We start from the raw sequence: 13,767 nt of genomic DNA, 5'->3' as shown, positions 1-13,767 counted from the left end.
AGCTAGTGAAGTAGCCGGATTGCTCTATGTTGCCCGATAGGAGACGCTCGCAGCATTAGATCAAAGGAGACTTGGATGAAGCTAGCGAACAGCTCGCCGTACGACATCGGGCGCGAACATTCGAGCGCGCACATGATTGACAGGAGACACCTGCTTGCGGCCGGAGCTCTGGGTGCGGTGCTTCCCAGGCTGAGCGCAGCACAGACATTCCCGTCCAAGCCGATCAGAATCGTCGTGCCGTTCGGCGCGGGGGGAATCGCGGACCTCACGGCGCGCGCTGTGGCCCAGAAACTGGGAGAAGGCCTGCGCCAGAGCGTCATTGTCGAGAACAAGCCGGGCGCCGGAGGCATCGTTGCCGGTGAAACGGTGGCGAGGGCGGAACCGGACGGCCACACGCTGCTCCTCATGAGCAACGGCACGGCAGTGAGTGCAGGCTTGTTCAAGTCGCTGCCGTTCGATCCCCAAAAGGACTTCGCGCCCGTAAGTACTCTGGGCTATTTCGACCTCGCGATCCTCACAGCGGCCAACGGGCGGTTCAGTTCAATGCAAGAGCTTCTCGCGTACGCGAAGGCCAACCCTGGCAAGCTGAATGTGGCGACGATCAATATCGGCAGTACGCAACACCTGGCGGCCGAGCTGCTCAAGACCAGTGCCGGGGTCGACGTTCAGGTCATCCCGTTCAATGGTTCACCGGCCGTTCTAACCGCTTTGCGTGGCGCGCAGGTGGACGTGGCTGTGGAAATCCTGGGGCCGATGATGGGGCAGATCGCTTCGAAAGCGGTTCGGCCTCTGGCTGTCATGGGCGCCAGGCGCGCGCTTGCGTTGCCGGCGGTCCCGACGGTGGCGGAAAGCGGCGTTCGCGGATTCGACGTTGCTTCCTGGAACGCTTTGGCCGCCCCCGCTCGCACGCCGCCGCAGGTCATTGCCTTGCTCAATCGCGAACTGGGAAAGGCGCTTGCCAATCCGGATCTGCGAAAGCAACTCGCCGAATTGAATGTCACGCCTGCAGGCGGAACGCCGGAACAGTTGGCGGACCTGCTCGCCTCCGAAATCCGGAGGTGGTCGGCGGTGATTGCGCGTGCCAACGTGCCGCGCCAGTAGTGTTGCGCCCAACGCACACCCGCGCCAACCAAACCCATCAGACATAGCTGCCCGTGCCGCGTGTGGCGGGCTGCAGCGATCACCGTTGCAGAAGAACCCAACAACCACTTGGAGAAGGAAAAGAAAGATGACGAAGAGACAAATTCTGGCCGCTGCAGCGGTATCCCTTGCCATGCCAGTCATGGCGCAAACCGCTTCCTCGGTGACCCTGTACGGGATCCTCAATGTGGCTGTCCGCTCCCAGACTGGCCTGACGAGTACCTACGGGCGATCGCCGGTTGACACCACCGTTGTTGCGAGCGGCGTGGGCCCCACGAGCCGCTGGGGCCTTCGCGGAACCGAGGATCTTGGCGGCGGGCTGCGCGCGACGTTCAATCTGGAATCTGGAATCAACGTCGATACGGGCACTCAGGCCAATGCGGTCACCTACTTTGACCGCGCCTCGACCGTCGGACTCGCCGGAGCGTGGGGTACGACGACAGTGGGTCGTCAGAACACATTGCTCGCTGACTCCGCTGGCGTTGCCGACCCGATCGGGCTCAGGTTCGCGGGTCTGAACCCGAACATTCAGAACGTCAGTCTCACGGGCCATCAGCTCGGTGTCGAGTACGGCACCACGGGCTCCAGTACTGCGTCGAACCGGCAGAACAACTCGATCAAGTACTCGGTTCCGATCGGCCCCGTGGTGGCTCGCGCGATGCACAGCTTTGGCGAAGTGGCGCAGTCGTCCTCCAGGAAAAGCACTTCAGGACTGGGAGTCGACTACCTGACGGAAGAGCTGAAGATCACGACGGCGTACACCCGCTTCAAGGATGCCAACGACCGGCGGTTGACGGCCGCGAACGTGGGCGCCAGCTGGCTCGCACTTCCGTCGCTGCGCGTCATGGCGAACATGGGTTACAACCGCGGCTTCACCTCAGCGACCGCCGAGGCTACCAACCGCATCGTTGCCGGCGGCGTCAACTATTCCATTGCACCCGCCATCGATCTCCTGGCCGGGTACTACAAGGTGGATCGCCGCCGCACTGCGCAGCCCGACGACGGCTTCAAGCGCTTGCTCGCCTTCGTCGAGTACAAGCTCTCGCGACGCAGCAAGGTGTACCTGGAGCTGGATACAACGCGCTGGAAGGGCAATTACCTGGGGGCGGGTAACAAGTCGACGTCCAATGGCGTCAGTCTGGGCATTACGCACGCGTTCTAACTGTACTCCCCAGGCTCTCCAGTTTTGAAGCCTCTTGCACAAGCAACCAGGCTTCATTTTTTTCTTTAGAAGGCACTTGCATGTTGAATAGACGACAAGCCCTGGCGACCCTTCTTGCCGGACCCCTTGGGGTTGCTGGCGTGACGGCCCAGCCCGCGTTTCCCTCCAGGCCGCTTCGCATGATCGTTGGCTACACCGCCGGCGGCGCGGTCGACCTGATTGCACGCTCCATCGCGCAGCAGCTGCAGCCAAGCCTCGGGCAGCCGGTGATGGTGGAGAACCGCCCCGGCGCCGGCACCAATGTGGCCGTGCGTGCCCTGATCGAGGGCCCGGCCGACGGCCACACCTTGATGCTTGCCGCCAACGCATTGGCGGCCAATGTCACGCTCTACCAACCGGCGCCCTACAACTTGTCCAGGGACGTCACGCCGATCGCCTTGGTGGGGCGTGTCCCCGTCGTTCTGGCGGTAGCAGCGACTTCCCCGGTCGGCAACCTGCAGCAGTTCATTGCGGCCGCCAAAGCCAATCCGCCGGTCAGTTACGGCTCCCCCGGCAACGGCTCGACGCCGCACCTGGCGATCGAACTGTTCGAGCGGGTCGCGGGCATCAAGTTCACGCACGTGCCCTACAAGGGCGGCTCGCAGGCGATTACTGACGTGCTGGGCGGCCATGTGCAGGCCGTCGCAGTCAACGCGCTGGAGGTGCAGCCGCATGTGCGCAGCGGCAAGCTGCGCGTGCTGGCCGTCATGACGCCGCAACGCGCTGGCATTTTCCCGGAGGTGCCGACGGTGGCGGAATCCGGCTTTCCGGGCTTCGAAGCTTCGGTCTGGTACGGCGTCATCGCACCCGCCGGCCTGCCACAGCCGATTGCCACGCGGCTGCATGCGGAAGTCCAGAAGGCGCTCGCCTCCGATGACGTCCGCCAGCGGCTCTCTTCAGCGGGCGGTGAAGTGCTGCCCGGTTCGCCGGCGCAGTTCACGAAGCTGTTGCAGGACGAAAGCGCGCGCTACGCCAGGCTGATCCGCGAAGCGCAGATCAAGCCGGACTGAGCGATGCGGAGTTTCACCATGCCTTCTTTCTCGAAGCGCCGCGAGGATCCCTCCCGTCGGCGCCTGCTGGCAGCTGTGCTCGCCGTTGCAGTGTCCCTCAGCGGCTGCGCAGCAGTGCCAGCGCCGACCGAGCCCACGGCGGCGGCGCGCGCAGCGCTTGCGCCCACCGGTACGCTGCGTGTTGCGGTTTATCCGGGCAGTCCCACGTCCCTGGTCGAACAGGCGCCGCCAGCGAGCATGCGGGGTGTCAGCGTCGATCTCGGCCGCTCGCTGGCAGTCAGGCTCGGCGTGCCCGTGCAAATCGCCGTCTACCCGCGCCTGGCGGAGGCTTTGGCTGCGCTGCAGCGCGGCGATGCGGATTTCACGATCACCAACGCCACGGCTGAACGTGCGCGCATGGTGGATTTCGCGCCGACACTCGTGGACCTCGAACTCGGCGTGCTGGTGCCGTCCACGTCGCGCGTCACGGCGGTCGAGCGGCTGGACCAGCCAGGTGTCACAGTCGGCGTCAGCCAGGGCAGCTCCTCCGAGCGGGTGCTCGGCGCCCGCCTGACGCAGGCCAGGCTGCGTAGCTTCCCGACGCTGGATGCCGCGCGTGCGGCGCTTCAGGCCCAAGAGGTCGATGCGTACGCGACCAACAAGGGCATTCTGTTCGAGCTGGCGGAGCGGGTGCCAGGTGCGCGCGTGCTGGAGGGCCGCTGGGGCACGGAGCATCTCGCGCCGGCCATCCCCAAGGGCCGCGACGCCGGCATGCCTTACCTGCGGGCCTTTACGGAGCAAGTCCGCGGCAACGGCGAACTCGAACGCGCGGCCATGCGCGCGGGGCAGCGCGGCACAGTGCCGCCCGCACGGTAGCCGCGAGCTCAGGGCCGCGCCACGGCACCGCCTGCCAGATTCACCAAGGGCTCCGCGCGCTCCTCGTTGCCGTCGGAAAAGCCGGCGCTGTGGGGTGTGACGATCACATTCGAAAGCGCCCACAGCGGCGAATCTTCCGCCAGGCGCTCGTGCGCGAAAGCATCCAGGTAGGCCCCCGCGATACGCCGCGCGCGCAGCGCCTCGACATCACCCTCGGCAGACATCTACGTCGTCGTTCAGACGATGAATCAACTGCCGGCGAAGATCCACGCCCTTGTGGACCTGTTGGTGAAGGACTTTGCACATTTCCGTGGACCCGGCAAAGACCCACTTGGCGTGTGGTGAGCTTCGCCGATGCGGTATGTGAGCAGACATTCTCAGCATAGGCCGATAGCAAATCAGCATCATTCCGAGTTAGGAATGAGGGGGCGCCAGTCTCTTGGGCCCGCAGCAATGGATCCAGCAGCGATTCCGCCCCGGCCTCGACACCTCACGTTCGTGCGAGCATTTCCACATCCGCCGGGGACACAGTGCTTACCAGCGGCTAGCTCAGGATGTCTGCTTGGGTCGGAAGCGGACATCGGCTTCGGCACTATCAGTTCCTCCCGGTAGAGCACCGTTGATGCGTCCCAGCCGCAGAGAGAAAATTGGGCGTAACGCAGTCAATGCGAGCAATATCTGGAGCTGTTCAAATCTGCAGCCACTGGCAGAATCACGCTGCGGCCGCATTGATGCCGCGAAATCGCTAGTTTGGTGTACCCCTAGAGGCGGACGGCGGGAGAGAACTAGCGGTGGTGCGGCCTCCGAGGTGGTTTTCGATCCAGCCCCAGCCATCGCTCAAATGTCTCAGGACGTTTTCCTGTGATTCAGAGCCTCAAGTCCAGCAATGACTTGGGGCTTTTTTGTGTCTCACGCGGATTGGTATAGCGTCTTCAAAGCTCGCATCTTGTGGGGGTAGACGTGGGGGGTAAGTCCAGTGGGCGGAGTGTCGTAGCGAGCTTTTACCCCTCCCACTAACCGTCACAACCGATTGCACACACGCAGCCTTCATTCATCGCCCCGCCAGTGGCGCCCTTGAATTTGGCACCAACCTAGTGGATCCACGCATCAATATTTCCCGGTGACATCCTGTAACATGGCGAAAAAAGGGGAATCGTATGGGAGGGTTAAGCCATTTAGGCGTTAAGAATCTGCGAAGCCTGCGCTGCGTGCCCGCAGTGCGTATTGCACCGATCACAGTGCTGCTAGGACGGAACAGTGTTGGCAAAAGCACCTTCGCCAGAATCTTTCCATTGTTCCGCCAGAGTTCTGAGCGGAAGAAAAAGTCCCCCGTTCTATGGTTCGGCGACCTAGTGGACTTCGGGTCCTTGGAGCGCTCAGTTACCGAGGGTGAAAAAGAGATCGGGTTTACTTTTCACATTGACGTGGAGCGACCGACCAAAAAAGGCACGGTGCCTTGGCATCAACGCCGCGGAAAGACCTTGGCAGAGGTATCGATCACCCTGGTGGAGGACACCCAGCAGACCGGCCACGCGAAGAATGTGACTGTGAAGTTGCTTGGTGGTGAAATCTCGATCGATCCGAGTAAGGAAGTCTCAATGAACACGCCGTTTTTCGTGAACGGTAAGAGGTATGACCCAATCACAAAGGATCATGGCACCGTCACTTTCCAAGGCGACATTCTTCCTCTCATTTATTTTTATTTGTACCAAAAAGACCCAAAGGGTACAGCCTCTTGGGTACAGTCCGCAAACCATTGGGAAGACCTTCCTACCCAAGTCATCCGACGTCATGTGCATTCGAATACGAGCGCTGTGACATGCAGAAAAATCGCTAATCGTGTGCCAGTGGGTACAGTTGAGGAAATTGAAAAGGCTTTAGTAGAAATTCCGGGGCCGCCCAGCTGGAGAGCGGTTGCACAGTCAGGCAATACAAAAAGTATTGCTGCACAGCTACATCACGCGTTGTTGGTATCTCACACAGATGAAATATTCCGGCAAGTAGACGCCGCGCTGCGATCTTATTTTCAAGGAGTTCGGTACCTAAAGCCATTGCGGGCGACAGCCGAGCGCTACTACCGCAAGCTGGACCTTTCCGTCTCGGAGATCGAAGCGGACGGCAGCAATCTTCCCATGTTCCTCGACAGTCTTAGCGAAGCGGACTTGAAGAACTTTCGGAGCTGGGTGAGAATTTTTCTCGACGTTGATGCCTTCCCTAAGCGTCAAGGTGATCAAGTTATGGTGATGGCCCAAGGGAAAAATGATCCCAAGCCATTCAATATTGCGGACATGGGTTTCGGTATTTCTCAGGTACTGCCCATAGCCGCTCAGCTTTGGGCTACAACCCGGCCTGGGAGCTGGACTCAGTTGACCTCGATGGTTGTTCTTGAGCAGCCTGAACTGCACCTACACCCTGATTCGCAGGCCAGACTGGCCGACGTATTTGCGGGCACTATCGGCGCAACCAACCCACGATCACCAAGAACCCCATCGATCCTGGTTGAAACGCACAGTCAACACTTGGTCAACAGGCTTGGTCAACTTGTGGAGAGTGGGCGGCTAGCTGCAGAGGATGTTTCAATCATTCTTTTCGAGTCCAGCGGCGGACCTTCACCGTCAACCAAAGTCAGAATCTCAAGTTTTTCAGCTGAGGGGGTGCTACAAAACTGGCCCTACGGTTTTTTTGAACCGGAGATCGAGTGATGTGGATTGAACTTTCTGACTCGTTACCAGAGGCATTTCCTCAGCCTGATTTGCTTACATGCTCTGTGTTGCAGGCGGTTGCCGATGCGTCGTTTCACGGACGGCATGTGCTTTACGGCTCAAACGGGACTTTGTCCTGGCTTCTTAAGCAAGATTTAAGTGGGCCTGCAAAGGCAGCCGTTAGACGAGCTCGCTCTAACTCCGCAGTGAAAGGTTCTGTTCGTCAATCTGTTCGTACCAAGCTGATCATTGAAGCTTCAGGCAGTCAAGTGTTCAGAGACGATCAAGGTAACTGGCACGCTCCAATTCAACGCATGACTGGTGTTCCGATGCTCCGGGCAGAGGTTCTCGCTGAGAACACGAGAGATGTCGCGGCGTTGAAGTATGCAGCGCTGCACTATAGAAAGACCAACGATTTTTCCGCGTTTGAAGTGGCATTGATGTCGCACAACGGAGGCGGCTCGGAAATATTGAACTGCTTTCAAGAAACTTTGAGCGCCCGCGAGAAATTCACTTGTGCGGTTACCGACTCTGACAGAGATCATCCCACTGCGGGCCCCGGCCACATAAGTCGGGAATGCGCAGCCGAATCCGCCGCTGCAACTTGGATTTGCATGCACTTCGATCTGCCCTCTAGGGAAATGGAAAATCTGCTTCCGTTCAACCTGGTGTACGACTCGATCATGGCATCGAATGAGAACGCTAGCTTGTTTGAACCGCTGGGTGAAATTGCCTCTGCAGCAGCGAAGCGGCCAGACATCTTGAAATACATGGACATGAAGCAAGGAACTTCAGGTTCGATAGCTTCACCGCGCGAGTCAAATTTAGAGCGTAGAAGTTTCTGGTCCAAGGTTGTTAACGAGTGCGACGTTGAAGATAGGGTCTGCGGCGATGAGTGTGCAAGTCATCCTTGCGATTGCAGAATCGTTCCAGGCATCGGCCCATTAGTTCTTCAACGGTTTCTCGACTATTGCGACATCATCAGTATTCCAAAACAGATTGAGCGCATGAAGACATCTGCACACTGGGACGACTGGCTGCAGGTTGGAGCCCAAGTCTTTGATTGGGCTCAGGCGGATCAACCGCTTAGGGCTTGAGGGCGAAGAGGCGAAACTCTTTCACGTTTGACCCTTGAAGATATCCTGGATTCCCGCTACGGCGTCACCGCAACGCTTCAACACGCGAATGAACTTCGAGCGTTGTTTTGCTGCAGGGTGACCCTTCAAACGAATCGGCAAGATCAGCAAGCCGCCGGCATCGCGGCAATTGCTGAACGGTCTACTTGACCAGCAGCACCGGTATGTCGGCTTCGGTGACCACGCGCTGGGCCACGCTGCCCATGACGGCGCGGCCGATCAGGCCGTGGCCGTGGGTGCCCATGACGATCATGTGTGCCTTCTCGCGCTGCGCTGCGCGTACCACTTCGGCCGCCGGCGATCCGATGGTCCAGGTCACACGGTACTGCAGCTTGTGGCGCTTGAGGAAGCGCTCGATCGGATCCAGCACCTTCAGCGCTTCGTCCTTGTGGTAGGCGCTGACCGTGGCCGCGCCGACCATGGTCTTGACGCGGCCCGGCACCGGCGCCTGCACATTGAGCACGACCACCTCGTCGGAGGGGCCGGTCAGGCTTTCATGGGTAACGAGGAAGGCCAGGGCCTTCTTGGTGTATTTGCTGCCATCAGCGGCGAACAGGACTTTCATTTTTTTTCTCCTCCAGGTGGACCAAATTCAACGCAACACTAACACGGGCGTGGTGCTGTGCGCCAGTACATGCTGCGTTTCGCTGCCCAGCAGCACGCGCTTGATGCCCTTGCGGCCGTGCGAGGCCATGACGATCAGGTCGCACTTGTGTTTTCTGGCGGCGGCCATGATGGCCTCGGCCACCAGGTTGGAGCGCGTGACGACGGCCTTGGCCCGGAGCCCTTCGGCCTGCGCGGCCTGCTGCACCGCATCAACCATGGCCTGGCCCTCGGTGGCCCATTGCTTCTCGATGCGGCCGACCTCCTGGAGCGAGATCGACACGTTGCCCTCGAAATAGCTCATGGGATAGCGTGGCACGACATTGAGCGCCACGAGCTCGGCGTCAAGCGCGGTGGCCAGCCCGATCGCGCTGCGGACGGCCTTTTTCGAGAGGGGGGAACCATCGGTTGCGACAAGAATGCGTTGGTACATGTTCTTCTCCTTTTTTTTGGGTAGCGCCTTCAGCTTAGGCGCACGGGTCCGGTTCCGGATTGATCCAGATCAACGGGACGGTTCGATGCGCTGGTTAACCTTGCCCCATGCAAACTGCCACCCTTGCCCTGGGCACAGAGCCTGTTGCCCCGATCAATGCCGCCTGGGCTGCGCTGGACGAGCGCGCCGAATGGGAGGGCTTCAGCCGGCCCGTGGCCGGGCGCGATGGCTGGTGGGAGACGTACCTCGCGATTGACGGCATGCACTGCGCTGCCTGCTCGCTCACGGTGGAGGAAGCACTCGGCCAGTTGCCGGACGTCGACGGCGTACAGGTCAATGGGGCGACCGCGATGGCGCGCCTCGTGTGGCGGCCCGGGCGCACCCGCCCCTCGGCCTGGATGGCCGCGCTGCAGCGGGCCGGCTACACGGCGCTGCCGGCGGGCGACATGCTGCTGGCCGCGCCGCGGCTGCAGGCCCAGCGCCTGATGCTCTGGCGCTGGCTGGTCGCGGGCTTTTGCATGATGCAGGTGATGATGTATGCCGTGCCCGCCTACGTGGCCGGCCCCGGCGAGATCACGCCGGATGTGCAGGCGCTGCTGCGCTGGGCCTCCTGGGTGCTGACGTTGCCGGTCGTGCTGTTTTCCTGCTGGCCGTTCTTTGCCACGGCGCTGCGTGACCTGCGCGGCCGGCGCATCGGCATGGATGTGCCGGTGGCGCTGGGCATCCTCATCACCTTTGGTGCCAGCACGGCCGCCACCTTCGATGCTTCCGGGCCGTGGGGTGCCGAGGTCTGGTACGACTCGTTGACCATGTTCGTGTTCTTCCTGTTGTCCGGCCGCCTGCTGGAGCAGCGCCTGCGTGACCGCACGGCCGGCTCGCTGGAGGCGCTGATGCGCAGGCTGCCCGACAGTGTGGAGCGGCAAGGGGCCGACGGCCAGTATGAGCGCGTGGCCCTGCGGCGCCTCGTCGTGGGCGATCTGATCCGTGTGCTGCCGGGCGAAGTCATTCCCGCCGACGGCACGGTGACTGCGGGCGACAGCCGGGTGGACGAAGCCCTGCTGACGGGTGAATCCACGCCGCTGCAGCGGTGCGCCGGTGGCGCGGTGATCGCCGGCAGCCACAACCTCTCGGGCCTGCTGCTGGTGCGGGTGGAGCGCGTGGGTGCTGAGACGCGGTATGCCAGCATCGTGGCGCTGATGGAGCAGGCCTCGGTGCAAAAGCCGCGGCTGGCCCAGGTTGCCGATCGCATTGCCAACCCCTTCCTGCTGGGGGTGCTGCTGGCCAGCGCCGCTGCGGCGTTGTGGTGGTGGCCGGTGGATCCGGCGCATGCCATCAGCGTGGCGGTTGCCGTCCTCATCGTCACCTGCCCCTGCGCGCTGTCGCTGGCCACGCCGGCCGCCACGCTGGCCGCGGCAGGCGCGCTGGCGCGCCGCGGCGTGCTGGTGCGCCGCCTGCAGGCGCTGGAGTCCGGCGCATCGGTGGACACGGTGGTGTTCGACAAGACCGGCACGCTGACCGAGGACCGTATGGCGGTGCTCATGCGCCGGGTCCGCCCGGGCACAGACCCGACACAGGCCCTGCATCTTGCGGCCGCGCTGGCGCAGCATTCGCACCACCCGGTGTCTCGCGCGATTGTGCAGGCCGTTGCTGGCGCAGTACCAGGCGCGGAGAACATCACGGAGATAGCCGGCCATGGACTGCAGGGCCAGATCGCCGGGGGTGCGGCAGGGCGCGTGTTGCGGCTGGGTTCGGCCGCATTTTGCGGCGCGCCGCTGCAGGATACGCCGGCCCATGGCCCGCAGGTGCACCTGGCCGACGAGCGGGGCTGGCTGGCCAGCTTCGAATTTGAGGAGGCGTTGCGGCCCGATGCCAGGCCTGCGGTCGGCAGGCTGCAGGCGATGGGCCTGCGGGTGCTGCTTCTCTCGGGCGACCAGGGTGGTGCCGTGTTGCGGCTGGCCGCCCGCGCTGGTATCGATGAGGCCTACGGTCAGCGCACACCGGAGGACAAGCTGGCGCATGTGCGCTCCCTGCAACTGCGCGGCCGGCGCGTTGCGATGGTGGGCGACGGCATGAACGACGGGCCGGTGCTGGCCTGCGCAGACCTGTCGGTGGCCATGGGGCACGCCGTGCCGCTGGCACAGGCGAAGTCCGACTTCGTGGTGCTGGGCAGCCGGCTGTCCGATGTGCCTGCCTTGCTGCTGCAGGCGCGCCGCACGCGGACCGTCGTGCGGCAAAACCTGCTGTGGGCCGCCGTCTACAACGCGGTCTGCGTGCCGCTGGCCGTGCTCGGATTCATGCCACCCTGGCTGGCCGGGTTGGGCATGGCGGCCAGTTCATTGCTGGTGGTGCTGAATTCGGCACGGCTGGCGCGTATTCCCGGAGCCGCTTGAATGGACATCCTCTTCCTGCTGATTCCGCTGTCGGTCGTGCTGGCGTTGCTCATACTCGGCGCGCTGGGCTGGGCTGTCTGGCGTGGCCAGTTCGAGGCGCTCGACCAGGAGGCCGAGCGCATTTTGCGATCGGATTGATTTTCATCAATTCGGCCTTCACCCCCGGCGGGGACACTTGGAGCGTCCAGAAAAAGGTGCTCCATGAACGATCAACCAACTTCCGCTGCCCAGTACAACGACACGGTCGTGCGGCAGTTCTCGCTGATGGCCGTGGTCTGGGGGGTGGTGGGCATGCTGGTAGGCGTGTTCATTGCCGCCCAGCTGGCCTGGCCTGAACTCAACTTCGGCATTCCCTGGCTCAGCTACGGCCGGCTCAGGCCGCTGCACACCAATGCCGTGATCTTTGCCTTCGGCGGTTGTGCGCTGATCGGCAGCAGTTACTACGTGGTGCAGCGCACCTGCCATGTCCCGCTGTTCGCCGGCAAGCTGGCCGCGTTCACGTTCTGGGGCTGGCAGGCCGTCATCGTCGCGGCCGCCGTCAGCCTGCCCTTGGGCTATACCTCGGGCAAGGAATACGCCGAGCTGGAGTGGCCCATCGACATCCTGATCACGCTGGTCTGGGTGTCCTATGCCATCGTTTTCTTCGGCACCATCGGTATGCGCAAGGTTCGCCACATCTATGTGGCCAACTGGTTTTACGGCTCCTTCATTCTGGCGGTGGCCGTTCTGCACCTCGTCAACAGCGCGGCCGTGCCCGCCGGCTGGATGAAGTCCTACTCGGCCTATGCCGGTGTGCAGGACGCCATGATCCAGTGGTGGTATGGCCACAACGCGGTGGGCTTCTTTCTCACCGCCGGCTTCCTGGGAATGATGTACTACTTCGTTCCGAAGCAGGCCGAGCGGCCGGTGTACAGCTACCGCCTGTCCATCGTCCACTTCTGGGCGCTGATCTTCACCTACATGTGGGCCGGCCCGCATCACCTGCACTACACGGCGCTGCCAGACTGGACGCAGTCGGTCGGCATGGTGTTCTCGCTGATCCTGCTGGCGCCCAGCTGGGGCGGCATGATCAACGGCATCATGACGCTGTCCGGCGCCTGGCACAAGCTGCGCGACGACCCGGTCCTGCGCTTCCTGATCGTCGCCCTGTCGTTTTATGGCATGGCCACGTTCGAGGGGCCGCTGATGTCCATCAAGACCGTCAACGCCCTGTCGCACTACACCGACTGGACGGTGGGCCATGTGCACGCCGGCGCGCTGGGCTGGGTGGGCCTGATCACGATGGGCACGCTCTACTACATGATTCCGCGCCTGTTCGGCCAGAAGAAGATGTACTCCGTCCCGGCGATCGAGGTGCATTTCTGGGGCTCCACCATCGGCATCGTGCTGTACATCGCCGCCATGTGGATCGCCGGCGTGATGCAGGGCCTGATGTGGCGCGCCCTCAATGCCGACGGCAGCCTGACCTACACCTTTGTCGAGTCGGTGAAGGCCACCTATCCCTTCTACGTCATTCGCTTCATGGGCGGACTGCTTTACCTGGGCGGCATGCTGGTGATGGCATGGAATACCTGGATGACCGTGGCGCAGGGGCAATCGGTCCGCACCGCCGTCCCCCTGCCTCAAGCCGCCTGATGGAGCCCACAACATGAGCGATAACCACTCTTCTTCCGCTTCCGCCCCTGCCTCTGCCGGCTTCTCGCACGAGAAGGTCGAGACCAACAATTTCCTGATGATCGTCCTGATCCTGCTGGTCATCGCCGTCGGCGGGCTGGTGGAGATCGTCCCGCTGTTCTTCCAGACCTCCACCACCGCGCCGGTGACGGGCGTCAAACCCTATACGGCGCTGCAGCTGGCAGGGCGCGACGTCTACCTGCGCGAGGGCTGCTACAACTGCCACTCCCAGATGATCCGGCCGTTTCGCGCCGAGACCCTGCGCTATGGCCACTATTCGGTGGCCGGCGAGTTTGTCTATGACCATCCCTTCCAGTGGGGCAGCAAGCGCACCGGGCCGGACCTGCACCGCGTGGGCGGCAAGTACAGCGACGAATGGCATCGCATTCACCTGAACAACCCGCGCGACCTGGTGCCGGAGTCCAACATGCCGGCCTACCCCTGGCTGGAACGGAATACGGTGGACGCCGCCGGTATGGCGCCGCGGATGCGGGCCCTGCGCAGCGTGGGTGTTCCCTACGCCGATGCGCAGATCGCCGAGGCGGCGCAGGACGTCAGGGACAAGACCGAAATGGATGCCCTGGTCGCCTATCTGCAGGTGCTGGGCCTGGCCCTGAAATAAG

At 62.5% G+C, this 13,767-nt stretch carries 13 protein-coding genes; 10 read left to right on the top strand and 3 right to left on the bottom strand.

The window, feature by feature from the left end; genetic code table 11:
- Window positions 1-132: 132 nt before the first annotated feature.
- The 4 genes from BPRO_RS21570 to BPRO_RS21555 all read left to right on the top strand — a co-directional run bounded on the left by BPRO_RS21570 (window position 133) and on the right by BPRO_RS21555 (window position 4,206).
- A complete protein-coding gene (locus BPRO_RS21570; protein WP_041390125.1) occupies window positions 133-1,101 on the top strand; it encodes a Bug family tripartite tricarboxylate transporter substrate binding protein in 969 nt (322 codons plus the stop codon).
- Window positions 1,102-1,228: 127 nt separating this feature from the next.
- Complete coding sequence (locus BPRO_RS21565; RefSeq protein WP_011485195.1) at window positions 1,229-2,302, top strand: porin; 1,074 nt, start codon at window positions 1,229-1,231, stop codon at window positions 2,300-2,302.
- A gap of 80 nt (window positions 2,303-2,382) precedes the next feature.
- A complete protein-coding gene (locus BPRO_RS21560) occupies window positions 2,383-3,351 on the top strand; it encodes a Bug family tripartite tricarboxylate transporter substrate binding protein (protein WP_011485194.1) in 969 nt (322 codons plus the stop codon).
- A gap of 18 nt (window positions 3,352-3,369) precedes the next feature.
- Window positions 3,370-4,206 carry a transporter substrate-binding domain-containing protein gene (locus BPRO_RS21555; protein WP_011485193.1) on the top strand — a complete coding sequence of 279 codons (837 nt, stop codon included), beginning with the start codon at window positions 3,370-3,372 and terminating at the stop codon, window positions 4,204-4,206.
- A gap of 8 nt (window positions 4,207-4,214) precedes the next feature.
- Here BPRO_RS21555 and BPRO_RS21550 read toward each other — a convergent pair whose 3' ends face one another.
- Window positions 4,215-4,430 carry an NAD(P)-dependent oxidoreductase gene (locus BPRO_RS21550; RefSeq protein WP_041389003.1) on the bottom strand — a complete coding sequence of 72 codons (216 nt, stop codon included), beginning with the start codon at window positions 4,428-4,430 and terminating at the stop codon, window positions 4,215-4,217.
- A gap of 1,143 nt (window positions 4,431-5,573) precedes the next feature.
- On the opposite strand from BPRO_RS21550, the gene BPRO_RS28095 reads away from it, so the two are divergent.
- Together BPRO_RS28095 and BPRO_RS21540 are read left to right on the top strand one after the other, a co-directional pair.
- Window positions 5,574-6,908 (top strand): AAA family ATPase, encoded by a 1,335-nt coding sequence (locus BPRO_RS28095; RefSeq protein ID WP_198140956.1) that lies wholly within the window; start codon window positions 5,574-5,576, stop codon window positions 6,906-6,908.
- Complete coding sequence (locus BPRO_RS21540; RefSeq protein ID WP_157045846.1) at window positions 6,908-8,005, top strand: hypothetical protein; 1,098 nt, start codon at window positions 6,908-6,910, stop codon at window positions 8,003-8,005. The genes BPRO_RS28095 and BPRO_RS21540 overlap by 1 nt, the downstream gene beginning before the upstream one ends.
- A 181-nt stretch (window positions 8,006-8,186) precedes the next feature.
- On the opposite strand, the gene BPRO_RS21535 is transcribed toward BPRO_RS21540, so the two are convergent.
- Complete coding sequence (locus tag BPRO_RS21535) at window positions 8,187-8,609, bottom strand: universal stress protein (RefSeq protein WP_011485190.1); 423 nt, start codon at window positions 8,607-8,609, stop codon at window positions 8,187-8,189.
- A 27-nt stretch (window positions 8,610-8,636) separates the two neighbouring features.
- On the bottom strand, window positions 8,637-9,080 hold the full coding sequence (locus BPRO_RS21530) for a universal stress protein (RefSeq protein ID WP_011485189.1): 444 nt from the start codon (window positions 9,078-9,080) through the stop codon (window positions 8,637-8,639).
- 107 nt (window positions 9,081-9,187) lie between these two features.
- On the opposite strand from BPRO_RS21530, the gene BPRO_RS21525 reads away from it, so the two are divergent.
- The 4 genes from BPRO_RS21525 (at window position 9,188) to ccoO (ending at window position 13,766) form a co-directional block, all read left to right on the top strand.
- A complete protein-coding gene (locus tag BPRO_RS21525; RefSeq protein WP_011485188.1) occupies window positions 9,188-11,470 on the top strand; it encodes a heavy metal translocating P-type ATPase in 2,283 nt (760 codons plus the stop codon).
- The gene (gene ccoS, locus BPRO_RS21520) at window positions 11,471-11,608 is read left to right on the top strand and encodes a cbb3-type cytochrome oxidase assembly protein CcoS (protein ID WP_011485187.1); all 138 of its coding nucleotides are present in this window, start codon (window positions 11,471-11,473) and stop codon (window positions 11,606-11,608) included. It abuts the gene before it with no gap.
- A 63-nt stretch (window positions 11,609-11,671) separates the two neighbouring features.
- Window positions 11,672-13,105, top strand: coding sequence for a cytochrome-c oxidase, cbb3-type subunit I (gene ccoN / locus BPRO_RS21515; protein WP_011485186.1), 1,434 nt, complete (start codon window positions 11,672-11,674; stop codon window positions 13,103-13,105).
- A gap of 13 nt (window positions 13,106-13,118) precedes the next feature.
- Entirely contained in the window at window positions 13,119-13,766 is a 648-nt protein-coding gene (gene ccoO, locus BPRO_RS21510; RefSeq protein WP_011485185.1) for a cytochrome-c oxidase, cbb3-type subunit II, read from the top strand.
- The last annotated feature ends 1 nt before the right edge of the window (window position 13,767 follow it).

Source organism: Polaromonas sp. JS666 (assembly GCF_000013865.1).
Taxonomy (GTDB): domain Bacteria; phylum Pseudomonadota; class Gammaproteobacteria; order Burkholderiales; family Burkholderiaceae_C; genus Polaromonas.
This window is presented reverse-complemented; position numbering and strand designations above follow the sequence as displayed.